Origin of the sequence: Streptomyces sp. NPDC059787 (genome assembly GCF_042732315.1) — a bacterium.
Classification (GTDB): Bacteria; Actinomycetota; Actinomycetes; order Streptomycetales; family Streptomycetaceae; genus Streptomyces; species Streptomyces atrovirens.
On the sequence record NZ_JBHWHX010000059.1, the window covers coordinates 1 to 18,135 of the forward strand.

At 71.2% G+C, this 18,135-nt stretch carries 13 protein-coding genes and 1 pseudogene; 6 read left to right on the forward strand and 8 right to left on the reverse strand.

All coding sequences use genetic code 11. From position 1 onward, the window contains the following. Positions 1 to 95: 95 nt before the first annotated feature. Together ACFV5H_RS33605 and ACFV5H_RS33610 are read left to right on the forward strand one after the other, a co-directional pair. Positions 96 to 2,768: pseudogene (locus tag ACFV5H_RS33605) on the forward strand (RHS repeat-associated core domain-containing protein); the annotation flags it as partial. A gap of 750 nt (positions 2,769 to 3,518) precedes the next feature. Continuing rightward, positions 3,519 to 4,466, forward strand: coding sequence for a hypothetical protein (locus ACFV5H_RS33610; RefSeq protein ID WP_385055903.1), 948 nt, complete (start codon positions 3,519 to 3,521; stop codon positions 4,464 to 4,466). A gap of 20 nt (positions 4,467 to 4,486) precedes the next feature. Here ACFV5H_RS33610 and ACFV5H_RS33615 read toward each other — a convergent pair whose 3' ends face one another. Beyond that, positions 4,487 to 4,645, reverse strand: coding sequence for a hypothetical protein (locus ACFV5H_RS33615; protein ID WP_385055906.1), 159 nt, complete (start codon positions 4,643 to 4,645; stop codon positions 4,487 to 4,489). A gap of 1,223 nt (positions 4,646 to 5,868) precedes the next feature. On the opposite strand from ACFV5H_RS33615, the gene ACFV5H_RS33620 reads away from it, so the two are divergent. Next, positions 5,869 to 7,248, forward strand: coding sequence for an MFS transporter (locus ACFV5H_RS33620; protein WP_385055909.1), 1,380 nt, complete (start codon positions 5,869 to 5,871; stop codon positions 7,246 to 7,248). A gap of 43 nt (positions 7,249 to 7,291) precedes the next feature. On the opposite strand, the gene ACFV5H_RS33625 is transcribed toward ACFV5H_RS33620, so the two are convergent. The 6 genes from ACFV5H_RS33625 to ACFV5H_RS33650 form a co-directional block, all read right to left on the reverse strand. Further along, complete coding sequence (locus ACFV5H_RS33625) at positions 7,292 to 9,277, reverse strand: helix-turn-helix domain-containing protein (RefSeq protein WP_385055912.1); 1,986 nt, start codon at positions 9,275 to 9,277, stop codon at positions 7,292 to 7,294. Between the two features lie 87 nt (positions 9,278 to 9,364). Next, entirely contained in the window at positions 9,365 to 10,165 is an 801-nt protein-coding gene (locus tag ACFV5H_RS33630) for a 3-hydroxybutyrate dehydrogenase (RefSeq protein ID WP_385055914.1), read from the reverse strand. Positions 10,166 to 10,219: 54 nt separating this feature from the next. After that, entirely contained in the window at positions 10,220 to 10,699 is a 480-nt protein-coding gene (locus tag ACFV5H_RS33635; protein WP_385055917.1) for an NUDIX domain-containing protein, read from the reverse strand. A gap of 64 nt (positions 10,700 to 10,763) precedes the next feature. Next, on the reverse strand, positions 10,764 to 12,377 hold the full coding sequence (gene lnt / locus ACFV5H_RS33640; protein WP_385198596.1) for an apolipoprotein N-acyltransferase: 1,614 nt from the start codon (positions 12,375 to 12,377) through the stop codon (positions 10,764 to 10,766). A 72-nt stretch (positions 12,378 to 12,449) separates the two neighbouring features. Continuing rightward, a complete protein-coding gene (locus ACFV5H_RS33645) occupies positions 12,450 to 12,983 on the reverse strand; it encodes a hypothetical protein (protein ID WP_385055923.1) in 534 nt (177 codons plus the stop codon). 50 nt (positions 12,984 to 13,033) lie between these two features. Continuing rightward, positions 13,034 to 13,828 (reverse strand): glutamate racemase, encoded by a 795-nt coding sequence (locus ACFV5H_RS33650; protein ID WP_385198597.1) that lies wholly within the window; start codon positions 13,826 to 13,828, stop codon positions 13,034 to 13,036. 16 nt (positions 13,829 to 13,844) lie between these two features. Here ACFV5H_RS33650 and ACFV5H_RS33655 point away from each other — a divergent pair, with 16 nt between their 5' ends. Beyond that, positions 13,845 to 15,062: a glycosyltransferase gene (locus tag ACFV5H_RS33655; protein WP_385198599.1), complete on the forward strand. Its 1,218-nt coding sequence runs from the start codon at positions 13,845 to 13,847 to the stop codon at positions 15,060 to 15,062. 12 nt (positions 15,063 to 15,074) lie between these two features. Here the strand turns inward: ACFV5H_RS33655 and ACFV5H_RS33660 are convergent, their stop codons facing one another. Then, complete coding sequence (locus tag ACFV5H_RS33660) at positions 15,075 to 16,370, reverse strand: TerD family protein (RefSeq protein ID WP_385198611.1); 1,296 nt, start codon at positions 16,368 to 16,370, stop codon at positions 15,075 to 15,077. Positions 16,371 to 16,665: 295 nt separating this feature from the next. On the opposite strand from ACFV5H_RS33660, the gene ACFV5H_RS33665 reads away from it, so the two are divergent. Both ACFV5H_RS33665 and ACFV5H_RS33670 read left to right on the forward strand, forming a co-directional pair. Then, positions 16,666 to 17,094, forward strand: a complete 429-nt coding sequence (locus ACFV5H_RS33665) for a DUF6643 family protein (RefSeq protein WP_073934830.1) — start codon at positions 16,666 to 16,668, stop codon at positions 17,092 to 17,094. Between the two features lie 371 nt (positions 17,095 to 17,465). After that, entirely contained in the window at positions 17,466 to 18,071 is a 606-nt protein-coding gene (locus ACFV5H_RS33670; RefSeq protein WP_385198600.1) for a hypothetical protein, read from the forward strand. Positions 18,072 to 18,135: the final 64 nt, after the last annotated feature.

Sequence of the window (18,135 nt, forward strand, 5' to 3'; positions counted from 1 at the left end):
TTCGTCGCCTGCGACACGTTGCCCGCGGCGTCCACGGTCCGTACGTACAGCACGTTGGGTCCGGCGGTCGGCGGCTTGGCGTTCGCCAGCGTCGCCTCGGCCGGGTGCGCACCGTCACCAAGCCTGGCCAGGGAACCACCGAGACCCAGTACACCCCCGCGGACGGCGGCCCGCTCACCTCCAGCAAGCTGATCAACGCCATGGGCCACGCCACCACGACGACCTTCGACCCTGGACGCAGCCAACCACTGACAGTCACCGATGCCAACGGCCACGTGACCCGCACGGAGTACGACGCCCTCGGCCGTCTGGTGAAGGGGTGGACGGCGGCCCGGTCGGACGAGGCGGTCCCGGACGTCGTCATCTCCTACCAGAGCGCGATCGCCACCAGCGCGCAGACCCGGCCCGCGGCCGTCACCGTCAAGACGCTGAAGGACAACGGCACCTACGGCAGCAAGGTCACCGTCTACGACGGCCTGATGCGCGAGGTCCAGGTCCAGACCGACGCCCACGGACCCGGCCGGATCGTCAGCGACACGACGTACAACGACCACGGCCTCGTCGACGAGCAAACCGGCAAGTACCTCGCCAAGGGGGAGCCGGCCCTCGAACTGTTCGAACCCCGTTCGAAGTCCCGGATTCCGAGCTGGACGAAGGCCCGGTACGACGGCATGGAACGGCAGATCCGCCTGTCGACCTACCTGGACGGCGATTTTAGGTACGCCACGTACACCACCCACTACGACACCAGCACGTATGTGAACCCGGCCGGCTCCACCACCCCGAGGACCCGCACGTACACCGATGCCCTCGGCAGGACCACCTCGGTCCACCACTACAGCCAGGACGTCCCGTCCAGCGGTACGGGCCGCGCGACCGTCTACGAGTACGACTCACGCGGCAACCGCAGCAAGGTCACCGATCCGGCGGGCAACGCCTGGTCGTACACGTACGACGCCCGCGGCCGCGTAACCTCCGCCACGGACCCGGACACCGGCAAGACGGACACCTCGTACGACGACGCCGACCGGCCCAGCAAGGTGACCACGTCCCGGTCGCAGACGACGTACACGGAGTACGACGTCCTGGGCCGGATCACCAAGATCCGAGAGGGCTCCGAAACCGCCACTCCGGCCAAGGAGTTCACCTACGACACCCTGCCCGGCGCACTCGGTCAGCCAGTGGCCTCAATCCGGCACACCGCGAACGGCGACTACATCAACCGCATCACGTCCTATGATGCCGGCTACCGGCCCACTGGCCGGGAGACAGTGATCCCCGGCAATGCGATGACGACGGGTTTCGCCGGCACCTACGCATACACGTACAGCTACACCGAGGTCACTGGTCAGCCGCAGTCTGTCACTATGCCGGCCGTGGGCGGGCTCGCGCAGGAGAAGGTCGTCACCCGCTATAACGGTGACGGCCTGGCGGAGTCCACCTCGGGCCTGGCCTGGTATACCTCCGACGTCACGTACTCGCCGTTCGGCGAGGTCATGCGCACGGTCTCCGGTTCCCAGCCCCACCGCGTCTGGACGACGAACTTCGTCGACCCCCGTACCGGCAAGCTCCAACGCACGGTCGCGGACCGGGAGACCGCGGGCCCTCACCGCATCAGCGACAGCTATTACTCCTATGACGCCTCCGGCATCATCACGTCCCAGGCCCGCAAACTGGCGGAGGCCTCCGGCGAAACGTGGGACACCCAGTGCTTCACGTACGACGCCATGGGCGAGTTGGTGAACGCTTGGACGTCGAGCGTGGCTCCCGCTGGTAACGGCACCGGCTGCAAGTCCTCGGACGGCACCACGTGGGGCCCGCGCACTGACTACGAGGCGTCCTCCGGCCCGGTGGCCGACGCGCCGGACGAGGCCACCGACGTGTCGGACCCCGACGCCGCCCTCGCGTCCTCCCTGGCGGCAGCCGCGCCCGACGCGGCCACGGTCGCCACGGGCGCGACCGCCTACCGCCAATCCTTCACCTTCGACTGGCTCGGCAACCGGGCCGGGATGACGGAGCACGACCCGGCGGACGCGACGAAGAACGTCAGCTACTCGTACGGCTATGGGAGCACGCAGCCGCACACCACGAAGTGGATCAGCTCCGCCCCGTCCGGCAAGGGCAGCAGCTACTCCTACGACGCGGCGGGCAACACCGAGGTCCGCGACCTGCCCACCACGACCCAGGCACTGACCTGGACGGCAGAGAACAAGCTGGACACCATCACCGACGACGGCACCAAGACGACGTACGTCTACGACGCCGAGGGCAACCGTATTCTGGAGAACTCACCGGCGGGCTCGACGCTCTACCTGGGCGAGACCGAGCTCACCACGAATTCCTCGGGCACCATCACCCGTGCCGCGCGTGCTTACGCACATGCCGGCGCCCCGACCGCGGTCCGCACCACGGCCAACGGCGCGACCACCGGTCACAAGCTCAACGTCCTGCTCGCCGACCACCTCGGCACGGCCAGCACGGCCGTCGAACTCACGAGTGGCCAGCCAGTCACCCGACGTGCCTTCAAGCCCTATGGCGAAACCCGCGGGGCCAAGCCATCGGCCTGGCCTAACAAGCGCGGCTACCTCGGCGTCGGCATCGACGACGCGGCCACCGGCCTCACCCACATCGGCGCCCGCGAGTACGACCAGGTCTCTGGCCGCTTCCTCTCGGCGGACCCGGTCATCGACATCGCCGACCCGCTCCAGATGAACGGGTACACGTACAGCAACGGCAGCCCTGTCAGTAAGAGCGACCCCACCGGCCTCATCCTTTACTACGAGGGCGGCGGAAAAAGCGACAGCAACTCCGGGAACACCCGCAAGGGCCGCGACGGCAAAGACATAGCTGCGGACAAGATCCGACACGATGCCGCCGTCGCGGCGGTGGCCCTCTACCTGAAGTTCCTGTGGCGGCACCGCTCGGACGTGCAGGTGCAGACCGAGTACTACATTCCCGGAGCACAGCGCAAAAACGGGAAGGGCGGTTTCGCCGACGTCGTCGTGATCTTCCCGGACACCATCTTCGTGTGGGAGGTCAAGTCGGCGAAGACTGCGGAACTGGATGGCCCTTCGACCCTCGACCGCTACATCAACGCGCTGCGGAAGATCGAGCGGAAGGAAGGCACCTTCCGGACGGTCGAGCGGGGCAACGCCCTTCCGCAGATAACGACCCTGGACCCGCTGGACCCGAAGAAGCAACTGGTGGCCGAGTCCACACAACAGCGCAAGGGCTCCACTCGCACCGGGGAGGAATACAAAGGCGTAGTCGGCTGGTGGACACGCAAGATGCCTCCGCGAGGCAAGGGGCCCGACGGTTACCAGCGTGAGACGGTGCCGATCCTGGAGAAGATCCAGGTTTGGCAGCCCACTCCGGAGCAGCAGCGGAACATCACCATGGGCGCCGTCGCGTCGATGGCGATCTATGTGGTCGGCAAGATGTTAACCAGCCCGTTCGGGCTGGAGTAGCGAACGGGTAGAGTGCGCCCAAAAGTCAGTGAGGTACCCAGGAGGTTCACAGTGGGCGCACTCCAGCCGGTCGGTCTCGACGTCAGTCATGGTCTCTTCGTGGAACTCACGGTCTACGCGGAAGAACCGGGAAACCTGAAGGACGCGGCCTTCGGCTGGCTCACAAGCGGTATCCGGGAATACGATCAAAAATCAAACATAAGCGCACTTCCGGGGAGTGTGAAGGTTTCCGCGAAGGGTTTCTCGCGGGTCATCGACACCGTTCCCCGGAAGAACCGGAAAGGCTTCTGGGGGCGCATACAGGTCTCCCCCCAGGGGACTTTCGATGTGCTGTACAACCCCTACACCACCGATGCGATCTCCTGGCTGGAACGCCAACTTTCCGAGCAGCCTGAATCCGCCGGCGTGAAGATCGGCCGCTTCACAGAGAACGGGGACGTCGGTAATTCCGATATCTCCTTCACCGTCGTCTTCGAGGAAGAACTTCCGGACTATGTGAAGCTCGGTTTCCACGTGGACACTGCGGCTCTGGTCGCTCCCGGGACGACGGTCGCCGAGCACGAGCGTCTGCTGGCCGCGGTGCGCTGGGCCTGCGACCGGTACAGGGTGGTGTTCGGCCACGTCTCGTACCGCCGCAGCGGCGGGGCCACCGAACTGGAGAGCCAACTGCGCGGCCGACCGAGCGATCCGGTGAGCAACACACCGCAGTGGCGCGCCCTGCTCAGAGGCTACTCATGGCTCATGGTGGTTCCTTCCGAGATCGCCGAACTCCTCGGCGGCACCGAGACGTTGCGCGAAACGGGAGCCTTCTCGGCTGTCTCGGTCCTGCCGAACGACGCCCTCCTGCTCCAGGCGACGCCCACCTTCCAGCAGTACAGCAGCGAGGCGGTGCAGGCCGTCTACCGCGTGGTGCGCGACGTGCTGGTCCACGGCGACTTCCGCGGCCCGTCGCCGGTGCCGGGTCAGCCGCCGACGAACATGGTGGTGCTCAACGACTGACTGGCAACGGTCACGTGTCGTCATTTCCCGTAGCCCCGAAATTCCGAGAGTTGCGTCTCGGCATGCAACAGAGGAGCGATCAGCTTCGATGGGCCGGCTTCCACGACCGGATCACCCTCGGCGTCACCGGTGTTCACACCAAGGGTGCGCGCTGGCTCAAAACCGGTGTCCAGCATCACCCGCTGTTCGTCCTCTTCAGGATGCCTCTGAGAGCTTCAGCCGCTTCGCCTCCTTGTCGGCGGCTGCCCGTGAGGAACGTACGGCAACTCATCCGATCAAAGGCACGACCTGCCGTTTCCCGCCACTGAACCCTTCTCATCCTGGGGTCTGAGGCTGATGGCGAAGGGCTGATGAGGGTTCGTGACGTGGATGGCGTCCCGCCAGGTGGTGTAGGGGATCAAGGCGCCGGAATCCGCAGGCCAGAGACGGCGGCTCCGCCCAGTCGGGGACTCAACCCACATCACCAGCAGGCTTCGTGGGCTGCCGCGTCTACGGAGATCGCGATGGGCCTCGTACCGGAACGCGTAGCGCTTGATCCTCTGCACCACGTCGTGGGACACGACCTACGGCCGCTGTCTGCGAGTCGGCCCCTTCGGCTGTCGGTTCACTCCGGAACTCGGCCGTGGAGGAACAAGGCCGACCTCCAGCACACGGCCCCGACCCCGCCGCACCATCGAGTAGAATCCAAAGGACATTCGTGCAGGTCAGCGACGCAACCCCTCTCATCGCCGCAGGTCACCGCGCTGGCTGGTCTCTTCCGGGACAAGTGACCATAGTGATCCACCGCTCGGCCCACTGCAACACCGCATCCACCGATCCCGACCACTTGATCCGCGCCTTGCGGCACCACCTTCGTGAGCTCCGGTACCGCAGCTACGTCATCGATGGATGCCTTGCCGCCCCGGACTCAAAATGACGACATCACGCCCACAACTTCAGTAGAGGCGATGGTGAACGTGTACCACCAGCAGACGAAGAGCCTCCCGCGACCAACGTGCACCGTGCCAGACGCAGCGCCTTGCCCGTGCCGACGGCGGCTGAGCGGCAACGCCGGACTCGGTCTCTCAGTCCGGTCACCTGCCACGCAACGACTCCGAGTCGACCAATCCCAGATGCCCGAGTTCAACGGAGCATAGTCGGCACCAAGTCAGCACGGGACGGGTGATGACGTGGGCTTTTAGTCAACACCGCGCCGTCAGATCACCCTGAACTATGCGTCCTGGACGGCACTCGTTCTGACCACCGTCAAGCCCCTGCGACGCCTTTCCATGAGTCGGCATGGTGGCCGCGCGCATAGCCGACCCTCGAACTATGTTGTCTCGCCACATGTGCGTCTGACCTGCGGATTCCTACGGTGTGGCGACACGCAAACGTCCCCGTCACACCCCAGGAAGTGGTGCCGATGTCGTCGCCCGCAACCGCTCCACCAGCCCCGAACAACCTCAAGCGCATCGTCGCCGCGTCCCTCATCGGCACCACCATCGAGTGGTACGACTTCTTCCTCTACGGCTCCGCCGCCGCGCTCGTCTTCAACAAGTTGTTCTTCCCGGACTCCGATCCGCTGGTCGGGACGCTGCTGTCGTTCCTGACGTACGCCGTCGGGTTCGCCGCGCGGCCGCTCGGCGCGCTGGTCTTCGGGCACTACGGGGACCGGCTCGGGCGCAAGAAGCTGCTGGTGCTGAGCCTGTTGATGATGGGCGGGGCGACGTTCGCGATCGGGTTGCTGCCCACGCACGCGACCATCGGCAGCGCCGCGCCCGTGCTGCTCACCGTGCTGCGGCTGGTCCAGGGGTTCGCGCTCGGCGGTGAGTGGGGCGGTGCCGTGCTGCTGGTGTCCGAGCACGGGGACGCCCGGCGGCGCGGGTTCTGGGCCTCGTGGCCGCAGACCGGCGCGCCGGCGGGGCAGTTGCTGGCGACCGGTGTGCTGTCACTGCTGACCGCCGTGCTGTCGGACTCCGCGTTCGGGGCCTGGGGCTGGCGGATCCCGTTCCTGCTGTCCGGGGTGCTGGTGATCGTCGGTCTGTGGATTCGTCTCTCTGTCGATGAATCGCCGGTGTTCAAGCGGGCACTGGAGCAGGCCGAGGCCCGCAAGGCGGACGCGGGCGCCGAACGGATGCCGGTCGTGGCGGTCCTGCGGCACCACTGGCGTGACGTGCTGGTGGCGATGGGGGCACGGATGGCGGAGAACATCAGCTACTACGTGATCACCGCGTTCATCCTCGTGTACGCGACCACGTCCGCCGGTGTCTCGAAGCAGACCGCGCTCAACGCCGTGCTCATCGCCTCGGCGATCCACTTCGCCGTCATCCCGGCCTGGGGCGCCCTGTCGGACCGGCTCGGGCGGCGTCCGGTGTATCTGATCGGCGCGGTCGGGGTGGGGCTGTGGATGTTCCCGTTCTTCGCGCTGATCGACACCGGCGGTTTCGGCAGCCTGCTGCTGGCGGTGACCGTGGGACTGGTGCTGCACGGGGCGATGTACGCGCCGCAGGCCGCCTTCTTCTCCGAGATGTTCGCGACCCGGATGCGCTACTCCGGTGCCTCCATCGGCGCCCAGTTCGCCTCCGTCGCCGCGGGTGCGCCGGCGCCGCTCATCGCCACGGCGCTGCTCTCGGACTACGGCAGCTCCACGCCGATCTCGCTCTACGTCATCGCGGCGAGCCTGCTGACGGTCGTCGCCGTGGCGGCCGCCAAGGAGACCCGGCACCGGGACCTGGCGGACGCGGACCCGTCGGGTGGCGCGGGCGAACCGGTCGAGGCGGTCCAGGACGCGCGCACCGTCTGATCCCGCAGGACACCGGCCCCCGTACGCGCCCCGCGTACGGGGGTCAGTGCCGTGCGGGAGGCGGCGTGCCTCCGGACAGGCGGTGCAGACGCAGGGCGAGCTGGATCTCCAGGGCCCGGGCCGGGCTCTGCCAGTCGTCGCCGAGGAGGCGGCCGACGCGCTCCAGCCGCTGGGCGACCGTGTTGACGTGGACGTGCAGTTCGTCCTTGGTGCGGGCCGGGCTCATGCCGCAGGCGAAGTAGGCGTCGAGGGTGCGCAGCAGCTCGGTGCCGCGTCGTCCGTCGTACGCCACGACCTGGCCGATGGTGCGGGTCACGAAGCCGGCGATGTCCCGCTCGCCGGCCAGCAGCAGCCCCAGGAAGCCGAAGTCCTCGGCGGCGGAGCCGTCACCGGCGCGGCCGAGGAGGCGGAGGGCGTCCAGGCAGCGGCGGGCCTCCGCGTAGGCCGCCGCCACGGTGTCGGGGCGGGCGGTGAGGTGTCCGACCGGGGCGGACGCGCCGACGGTGACCGGTTCGTGGACGGCCGTGCCCAGGTGGCGGGCGGTGCGGCGGGCCAGCTCCGTGGCGGTGTCGCCGGGGGCGAGGGGCAGCAGCAGGACGGTGCCGCCGTCGCGTGCGGCGGCGAGGCCCTGCCGGGTGGCCGCGAGGTGGGAGGCCGCGGCCCACAGCCGTCTGCGGGCGTCCGCCTCCTCGTCGGCGTCGGCGGCGGGGCCCTCCAGGCGGGCGGCGAGCACGGCGTGGGTGGCGTCGAGGTCGGCGCGCAGCCGGGCCGCGCGCTCGCGCAGCAGGCGCGGGTCGCGGTCGCGGGCGTCGAGCAGGTCGTCGAGCAGTTCGCCGCGGACGCGCTGTTCGGCCTCGGCGGCGGAGCGGCGGGCGAGCAGCAGCAGTGAGGTGACCATGGCCGCGCGTTCCAGCGTGCGCTGGTCGACGGGGTCGAGGCCGGGGTGGCCGCGCAGGACCAGCGCGCCGAGGAGTTCGTCGCCGGCGGCCACCGCGGCGATCCAGTCGTCCCGGTGCCGTACCGCGTGGCCCTCCGCCCGTGAGGACTCCAGGGCCCGGTCGGGTGCCGCGGTGGCCTCGGTGAACTCGACCGTGCCGTCCAGGACCTGGGAGACTGCGGCGGCCACGTCGTGCACCCCGCCGCCGCGCAGGACCAGCTCGGCGAGCCGGTCGTGGACGTCCGAGGCGCGCTCGATGACCGCGCTGCGGTCCTTGATGATCTCGCTGGCGCGTTCCAGGCCGGCGAGGGCCGAGCGGGTCTCGGCGAGCAGGTTGGCGGTGTCGATGGCGGCCGCGGCGAGGGCGGCGAAGGAACCGAGCAGGGCGATCTGCTCCCGCTCGAAGACCCTGGCCCGCCGGTCTGCGGCGAACAGGACGCCGATGACGTGGTGCCCGAGCGTCAACGGCACGCCGAGGATGGCGACGAGCCCCTCGTCCCGCACGCCGGTGTCGATGCTGTGGGTGTGCTGGAAGCGGTCGTCGCGGAAGTAGTCGTCGGTGACGTAGGGGCGGGCGGTCTGGGCGACGAGGCCGCCGAGCCCCTCCCCCATGCCGAGGCGCAGTTGCTGGAAGCGGGCGGCGACCGAGCCCTCGGTGACCCGCATGTAGGTGTCGCCCCTGGCCGGGTCGTTCAGGCTGAGGTAGGCGACGTCGGTGCCGAGCAGGGAGCGGGCGCGCTGCACGATCGCCCGGAGCACGGCGTCCAGGTCGCGCAGTCCGGCGAGGTCGTGGGCGGTCTCGAAGAGGGCGGACAGCTCGGCCTCCCGGCGGCGGCGTCCCTCCAGCTCCGCGCGCACCCGCAGGGCGAGCACCTTGGCCTGCTGGAGGGCGGCGATCCGCTCGGCGGGCAGTCCCTCGGCGCGGGCGAGCAGCACCGGCTGCTCGTACGCCTCGGCGGAGGCGCCGCGGGCCAGCAGCTCCAGGAACGGCGTCTCGGCGCTGCCGGACGCGGGACGGGCGTCGGGGAACGCCCGGCCCGGCGCTCCGGCGGGGGCGGGACGCTCGGCGGACTGCACGTGATCGCGGGACATGCTCACAGGATTCCTCATCCCGCGGCCGCCCCGTCAGGCCTGTGGAGAACTCTGTCGGCCGACGGCCGGCCGCTGGTGGCCGATGCCTCAGTGCGCGGTCCAGCCGCCGTCCAGGACCAGTGAGGTGCCGGTCACGAAGGACGCCTGCGGGCCGCACAGATAGGCCATCGCCTCGGCGACCTCCTCCGGTTCGATGAGCCGCCGGACGGCGCTGTCCCGCAGCATCACCTCGGACAGGACACGTTCCTCGGGGATGCCGTGGGTCCGGGCCTGGTCGGCGATCTGCTTCTCGACCAGCGGTGTGCGCACATAGGCGGGGTTCACACAGTTGGAGGTGACGCCGTGGGGCGCGCCTTCGAGGGCGGTGGTCTTGGAGAGCCCTTCCAGGCCGTGTTTGGCGGCCACATAGGCGGACTTATAAGCAGAGGCGCGCAGCCCGTGGACCGAGGACACATTGACGATGCGGCCCCACCCTTGGCCGTACATATGGGGCAGCGCGCCCCGGATGAGCCGGAAGGGTGCCTCCAGCATCACGGTGAGCACCGTGTGGAAGACGTCGGGCGGGAACTCCTCGATGGGGCGGACCAGCTGCAGCCCGGCGTTGTTGACCAGCACATCGGTGCCGGCGGCGGCGAGTTCGGCGGCGTCCAGGTCGGTGAGGTCGAGGACGTGCGGCTCGACGGCGCCCCCGGCGTCCCGGGCCGCCTCGGCAAGCGCTTCCAGGCCCGCGGCGTCCCGGTCGACGGCTCTGACCTTGGCCCCGGCGGCCGCGAGCCGCAGCGCGCAGGCGCGGCCGATGCCGCCGGCGGCACCGGTGACGAGGGCGGTACGGCCACCGAGGTCGAGCGGGGTGGCGTGGGGGGCCGGAAGGGCACGGGGCGCGGTCATGTCTCGACCCTAGGCAGCACCCCCACGGCGCCCCATGTGGGCAAGCCCTACAGTTCAGCCAGTTCCAGTGGGGTCGAACCATGTGGGTGCGTCGGACATGGCTTGCTTGATCCGGAAGTGCGCGAACTCGTTCAGCTCCGGCAGCGCGTCCACGGCGAACCAGCCGACGTCCAGCGACTCGTCGTCGTTGACCCGTGCCTCGCCACCGAGGACACGGCAGCGGAAGGTGATGTCCATGTACTGGCAGACGTCGCCGTTGCCGTACGTCACCGGGTCCAGCGCCTGGACCAGTACGACCCGCTCGACGGCGCAGCGCACCGCGGTCTCCTCCTCGACCTCCCGCACGGCGCAGGCCGCGGGCTGCTCCCCGGGGTCGGGGATGCCACCGATCACCGACCACTTGCGGGTGTCGGTCCGGCGGTTCAGCAGGACTCTGCCCTCGTCGTCGAAGACGAGGGCGGTGACCCCGGGGAGCCAGAGGAGCTGATGACCGGCGGAGGCGCGCAGGGTGCGGATGAAGTCAGGAGTAGCCATGCCCCGACCCTAACCGGCCGGTCAGGGCCCTCCCCGGCGCTTCAGGGGGCGTGCGGCGGGCGTACTACCGCACGTCACCGGCGCGTCGCCCGCGCACCCCGGCGGCGACGGACCAGCCCAGTCCGCCCGCGGCGACCAGGACGAGGGCGATCTCCGGGAGGATGCCGAGGCGGGTGGCGGGGGTCCGGGAGGTGCGCAGCGGCACCTCCCGCACCAGCGAGTCGGCGACGAACATGCCGGTCCTCTGCGTGATCTCCCCGTCGGGCATGATGATCGCGCTGACCCCGCTGGTCACCGGCACGGTGACGGCGCGGCTGTGCTCCACGGCGCGGACCCGGGACATGGCGAGCTGCTGGTAGGTCATCTCGCTGCGGCCGAACGTGGCGTTGTTGCTGGGCACCGAGATCATCTGGGCGCCGGCGGTGACCGTGTCGCGCACCGCCCAGTCGAAGGCGGCCTCGTAGCAGGTGACCAGGCCGACGCCGGCACCGTTCATGGTGAAGACGCCCGGCTCGCCGCCCCGGCTGAAGTCCCGGCTGACCATCGACGTCCAGTTCTCGTTGATCGCCCCCACCAGCGAGCGCAGGGGGAGGTACTCGCCGAACGGCTGGATCTGCCGTTTGTCGTAGGTGTCGACGGGGCCCTTCTCCGGGTCCCAGAGGATCTGCTCGTTGAGCAGCTCACCGTCCCTGTCGACCACGCCGCCGACCGAGACGGGCGCGTCGATGGCCTTGGCCGCCTTGTCGATGACGGTGCGCGCGTCGGGGTTGGTGAAGGGGTCGATGTCGGAGGAGTTCTCCGGCCACAGCACGATGTCGGGGTGCTCGGCCTTGCCGGCCGCGACGTCGGCGGCCAGGCGCTCCGTCTCCCGCGCGTGGTAGTCGAGGACCGCGCGCCGCTGGGAGTTGAAGTCCAGACCGAGGCGGGGCACGTTCCCCTGGATGACGGCGACGGTCACGGTGCCGGCCTCCGCCTCGTCGCTGACCAGCGACCGGGCGGCGAGGGCGGCCACCAGCGGTACGGCGACGCTCAGCGCGCCGACGACCGCCGCGGCCCGCCGTACGGTTCCGGTGCGCCGGGCCCGCAGGGCCAGCCGGACGATCTCGTACAGGCCGAAGCCGCACAGCACCACGGCGAAGCCCAGTACCGGGGTGCCGCCGAGCGCGGCGAGCGGCAGGAAGACGCCGTCCGCCTGACCGAACGCGATCTTGCCCCAGGGGAAGCCGCTGAACGGTGCGCGTGCGCGTACCGCCTCGCCGGCGATCCACAGCGCCGCCGCCCACACCGGCCACCCGGGGAGTTTCGACACCGCGGCGACGCCCGCGCCGACCAGCGCGACGAAGACCGCCTCGATCACCACGAGGGCGATCCACGGGCCGGGCCCGACCTCCACACCGGTCCACACCAGCAGCGGCAGCAGGAAGCCGAGGCCGAAGAGGTAGCCGAGGCCGAGCGCCGCCTTCCAGCTCCGGCCGCGCAGCACCCAGCCGAAGACGGCGAAGGCGGGCAGGGCCAGCCACCACAGGGTGCGCGGCGGGAAGCTGACGTAGAGGAGCAGGCCCGAGAGCGCGGCTGCGGCGGCCGGGAGGAGGCGCACCAGCCGCCCGCCCCGCGCCGGGGGCGCGGTCTGCGGCGGCATCGGGTCCGACTCGTCGACGGAGGTTGCGGTGACGGTCACTCCGGGAGTCTACGGCGCGTGACCTGGCGGCCGACAGCACGGGCGGCGGCACCGCTGCCCGCGGCTACGCGGTCAGTGTTTGTGGGGGCGGAGGCGGTTTCGGATCACTGTTACCGCTGCTTCCGCGTCGTCCACCGTCACCGTGAAGGTGTGGCCGTCCCACAGGCGCAGGATGATGCCCTCACCGCGACGTACGACGACCGCCGTGCCCTTCTCGGGGCGCCAGCGGTATCCCCAGCCGCCCCAGTGCCGCGGGGTGACGTGCGGGGCGAACTCCGCGCCCGCGACGTGCGAGAGCGGGATGCGGCGGCGGGGCACGCCGATGTGGCCGCAGCGCACCTCCAGGTGGTCCTCGTCGACCCGCAGCGCGACATGCACGAAGGCGAGGGTGCCGAACAGGACCAGCAGCCCGGCGGCGATGCAGCCGACGACGGCCATGGCCAGCGGCGCGATGCCGGACGTCCACTGGGAGTCGACGGCCAGCGTGATGCCGAGCGCCAGGCAGGCGGCGCCGATCAGCGCCAGGAACCACTGGAAGCGGTTGGTCGCGCGACCGGTCCAGACCTCGGAGTACGGGGCGTGCTCGCCGTGGCGGTGGTCCCTCATGAAATCGAGGTTACTCAGAATTCGCTCCGCGGGTACCGCGTGGCGCAGCGTTACTGGGCCGTCCGGGCGGCTGCGGCATGCCGCAGCAGTCGGCCCTCCGCGTAGGTGAGGGCGGCCGTGGGCAGCGCGCCCTCGCGTCCGCTCAGCAGCACCGTCAGGGTGCCGCTCGCCGGCGCCCGGGGGGCGGGCCGCTCACCGAGGCGGCGCAGGGCCTGGGCGGCCACCGCTCCGGCGGAGCCGTGCAGGGCGAGCGGCGGGCGGCCGGGGCCCTGCACGGCGGCCCGGATGCGCTCGGCGACCAGTTCGTAATGGGTGCAGCCCAGGACGACGGTCGTCACATCGTCCGGGGTCAGCTCGGCGGCGGCGGCGACGGCGGCGTCGATCGCCGTCTCGTCCGCGCGCTCCACGGCCTCGGCGAGCCCCCAGCACGGCACCTCGGTGACGTCGACGCCGTCGGCGAAGTTCTCGATCAGGTCCCGCTGGTAGGGGCTGCCGGTCGTGGCCGGTGTGGCCCAGATCGCCAGCGGTCCGCCGCCGGCCGCGGCCGGTTTGATCGCCGGGACGGTGCCGATGACCGGCAGGCCGGGCTCGAGGCGGGCGCGCAGGGCGGTGAGGGCGTGCACCGTGGCGGTGTTGCAGCCGACGATCAGCGCGTCGGGCCGGTGCGCGGCCGCCGCCTCGGCGACGGCGAGGGCGCGCCCGGTGAGGTCCTCCGGGGTCCTGGGTCCCCAGGGCATGCCGTCGGGGTCGAGGGAGAGGACGAGATCGGCGTCGGGGCGCAGGCGCCGCACCGCGGCGGTGGCCGCCAGCAGGCCGATTCCGGAGTCCATGAGCGCGATCTTCACCCGGCCACGATAGACGATGAGCCGCTTCGGGCCCCTGCCGTGGGGCAGACTGCGGCAGGTGAGCGCCATTGTGTGGAGTGCCGCCGGATCACTCGCCGCCTGGGGGTGGCTGCTGTTCTGCCAGGGCTTCTTCTGGCGCACGGATGTGCGACTCCCGCCGTCCCGCGACCCGGAGACCTGGCCGCCGGTGTGTGTCGTGGTCCCCGCGCGTGACGAGGCGGCGGTGCTGCCCGCGAGCCTGCCCTCGCTGCTCGCCCAGGACTATCCGGGCCGGGCCGAGGTCTTCCTCGTCGACGACGGCAGCACGGACGGTACCGGGGAGCTCGCGCGGGAGCTCGCGGACCGGCACGGCGGGCTGCCGCTCACGGTGGGCTCTCCGGGTGAGCCGCCCGCCGGCTGGACCGGCAAGCTGTGGGCGGTGCGGCACGGCATGGGACTGGCACGCGCGCGTGACCCCGAGTACCTGCTGCTGACGGACGCCGACATCGCGCACGCCCCGGACAGTCTGCGCCGGCTGGTGGCGGCGGCCCGTACCGGAGGGTTCGACATCGTGTCGCAGATGGCCCGGCTGCGGGTGGCGAGCCTCTGGGAACGCCTGGTCGTACCGGCGTTCGTCTACTTCTTCGCCCAGCTGTACCCGTTCCGCCGGATCGGACTGGAGGGGACGCGTACGGCCGCCGCGGCGGGCGGCTGTGTGCTGCTGCGCACCGAGGCGGCCGAGCGGGCGCGGGTCCCGGACGCGATCCGGCAGGCCGTCATCGACGACGTGGCGCTCGCCCGCGCGGTGAAGCGGAGCGGCGGGCGGGTCTGGCTGGGGCTCGCGGACCGGGTGGACAGCGTGCGCCCGTATCCGCGGCTGCGCGATCTGTGGCGCATGGTGTCGCGGAGCGCGTACGCGCAGCTGCGGCACAGCCCGGTGCTGCTGGCCGGCACGGTCGCCGGGCTGGCGCTGGTGTACCTGGTGCCGCCCGTCGCGGTGATCGCTGGCGCGGTGACGGGGAGCGGGGTGGCGGCGGTCCTCGGCGCGGCGGCCTGGCTGGTGATGTCGGGGACGTACGTGCCGATGCTCCGGTACTGCCGGCAGCCGCTGTGGCTCGCTCCCCTGCTGCCGTTCACCGCGGCGCTGTACCTGCTGATGACGGTGGACTCGGCGGTGCAGCATCACCGGGGGCGCGGTGCGGCCTGGAAGGGCCGCACCTACGCGCGTCCGGACGCCGTGCCCGACGAGGGCTGACCGCGCGTCACCTCACTTGCGGCCGGGGGTCCAGTTCATGCCCCACCCGTAGGCGTGGTCGACGGTGCGCTGGGGGCTCACTCCGCGTTCGGGGACCAGGTAGCGGGCCTCGCGCCGGACGACGAGTTCGCCGCCGCCGGCGTTGGTGATCAGAGCGAGCGCGCACACCGTCGAGGGGACGGTGCACTCGTCGAGGGAGAAGTCGATCGGCGCGCCGTGCTGCGGCCGGAGCGTGACCGTGGCGTGCAGGTCGGCGAAGGAGCGGGCGCCCTCGTAGATGGTGACGAAGACGAGGACGCGTCGGAGGAGGTGCTTGTGGTCGAGGTTGACGGTGAGGTTCTCGCCGCCGGCCACGGCACCGGTGCGGTCGTCGCCGTCCAGGTGGATGAAGGGGGGCTGGTGCAGTGCCCCGAAGGCGTTGCCGAGGGCCTGGACGACGCCCTTGCGTCCGTCGGTGAGTTCGTACAGGGCGCACAGGTCGAGGTCGAGGTCGGAGTGCATGGCGACCGGGCGGCCCAGCTTGCCGGCCCAGCCCGAGAACTGCTTGCGGACCTCCCAGTTGAGGTTCACGTGCAGGGCGCCCGACGTGCCGCCCTGCTTGGTCAGGGAGACGGAGGGGGCCGCCTTGGTGAGCGTCACCTTCGTCAGCCGGACCGGCGCGGGGGGCGCGGACGGCGGCGGGGGCGGTGCGACCGGAGGGGGCACGGTGACCGGGGGCGCGACGGGCCGCGCCGGGGCCGCGGGGGCGGCGGGCGCCGCGGGGGCGGCGGGCGCCGCGGGGACGTGCTGCGGCTCGTCCACCGTGATGCCGTAGTCGGTGGCGAGGCCCTCGAGTCCGCTGCTGTACCCCTGGCCGACGGCGCGGAACTTCCAGGCGCCCTGGCGCCGGTAGAACTCGCCGAGGACGAACGCCGTCTCGGTGGTCGCGCCCGTGCTGTCGAAGCGGGCCGCCACGGCGCCGTTCGCTGCGTCCTTGACCTCGATGTACAGGTCCTGGACCTGTCCGAACGTGCCGCCGTCGCAGGAGGCGGCCAGGATCACCGTCCCGATGCCGGGCTCCACGCGCGTGAGGTCGACGAGCAGGGTGTCGGTGACCCGCCCTCCCGCGTCCCGCTTGCCCTCGTGGCGCACGGCGCCGGAGGCGTGGGCGGGCTGGTTGTAGAAGACGAAGTCGTCGTCGGAGCGGACCTTCCCACCGGCCAGTAGGAGGGCCGAGGCGTCCGCGTCGGGTACGCCGGGGCCGGAGCGCCGGCCCACGTCCACCCGCAGCGCCGTCGTCGGCACCGGTGTGTTCGATCCCTTCGGCATTGACATGTCCGCCCCCATCACGGGTCGCCGCGCCGGGCCGGGACCCGGCATCCGTCGGTGTTCGTGCGCACAACTTATTCCCCCGCGCGGGGAACTCCCACGGGGAGGGCGCGGGAACCGGTGGCCAACCGCCGGTAACCCGCCCGGAACTCGGCCTTTACACGAAATACGCCCGCCGATGTGCCCGTTTTCCGTAAGTTCGCTCGTATTGGGGATCCCCAGTCACGCCGGGCACGGAAAACAACCCTCTTATCGGTCTCCCCAACCAGCACATCGTGGGCTTAACTTATGTGCCATGACCTCCCCCCGCTCCACTTATGGCGGCGGCTACTACTCCGCTGCCTTCCCGGACACCCCGATCTACGACTCGCTCGTGGCCGAGCGGGGTACCCCGCAGATCGCCCCGATCCGGGTCCCCGCCGCGTACGAGGCGCCGGCCAGTCATCTGCCCGCCCTCCCCTCGGCGTTGCCCGCCCTCCCGGCGGCCCCGTCCCAGCCCTCCTACGGCTACCCGCAGGTGCCGCAGCCCGCCCCGCTCCAGCAGGCGCCCGCGGCGTACATCCCGCAGCAGGCGACCGCGCCGCGCGGCTACCCCGGCCCTCAGCCGCAGCCACCGCGTCCGGTTCCGCCCGCGGGCTACGAGGCGATGCGCCCCGCGGCTCCGCGGCCGGGTCCCGCTCCCTACCAGGACCCGTACAACAGTCAGCAGTACCGCGGGTACTGAGCCTGCCCGGGGCTGTCGGTGCCGTACGGCACGACGGCCCCGCGGGCATGCCCGTCCGCACCCGATTCGCCGGAGGCCCCGAGGCCGCTTCCGGCTGTCCCTGGGGAGGGAATCGGACTTCTGCCCTGCCGGGCAGGAAACGCAGTTCCGCCTCGGACAGCGCCGACCGCCGCGCTTCGTACGGGACGCCGCCGGGCTTCTGACCGGCGGCGTCCCGCTGTCCGCGGCGGGAACGCGGGCATCGGCGCCGTCGTGGAGGTCCGCGACCGCGCGGTTCCCGTCGCGAGCGCGGGAACCGGGCCCCTGGCTCGCGCGTTGGCCTTTCATGAGAGATCCGTGAAAGGACCCGCGGGGGGAAGGGGGCGCGGACCGTGCGAGCGATCAGCGGACTCTGGCGCTGGCGGCACAACCCGTTGCGCCGCGGGACCGATCTGGCCGAGGCATGGGTGGCGTTCACGGCACTGCTGCTCGTCCTCGTCGCCGCCCCGGTGGCCGGCGTCCTCGTCGGAGGCGCCGCCCAGGACACCCTTCAGCGTTCCGTCCGCGCACAGCACCAGTCCCGGCACCTGGTGACGGCCACGGTGGTGCGCGAGCTCGATCCGTCTCCGTCGGCCGGCGACCCGGAGATGTCCGCCGGCGGGGATCCGCGCCACCGCGTCCTCGCCCACTGGACCGCGCCGGACGGCACCGAGCGGAGCGGGCCGGTGCCGACACGCCTGAAGGACCCCCGGCCGGACGACCGCTTCCGGATATGGACCGACAGGCACGGGAGAACGGTGGCCCGCCCCCTGGACACCGCGACGGCCACGACGCACGCCGTGCTCGCCGGCATCGGCGCCGCCCTGGTGACCGCGGCCCTCGTCGAGGGCTTCAGACGGCTGACCGTCCGGCGCATGGTCCGCCGCCGGTACGCGCGTTGGGACCGGGCATGGGAGAAGGCGGGCCCGGACTGGGGCAGGACCGGAACCGGCAGCTAGGGCCGCGAGTCCGGCCCGGCCCGAACGCGCGGCCCTCGACGACGTTCCGGCTCTGGTCAACCCG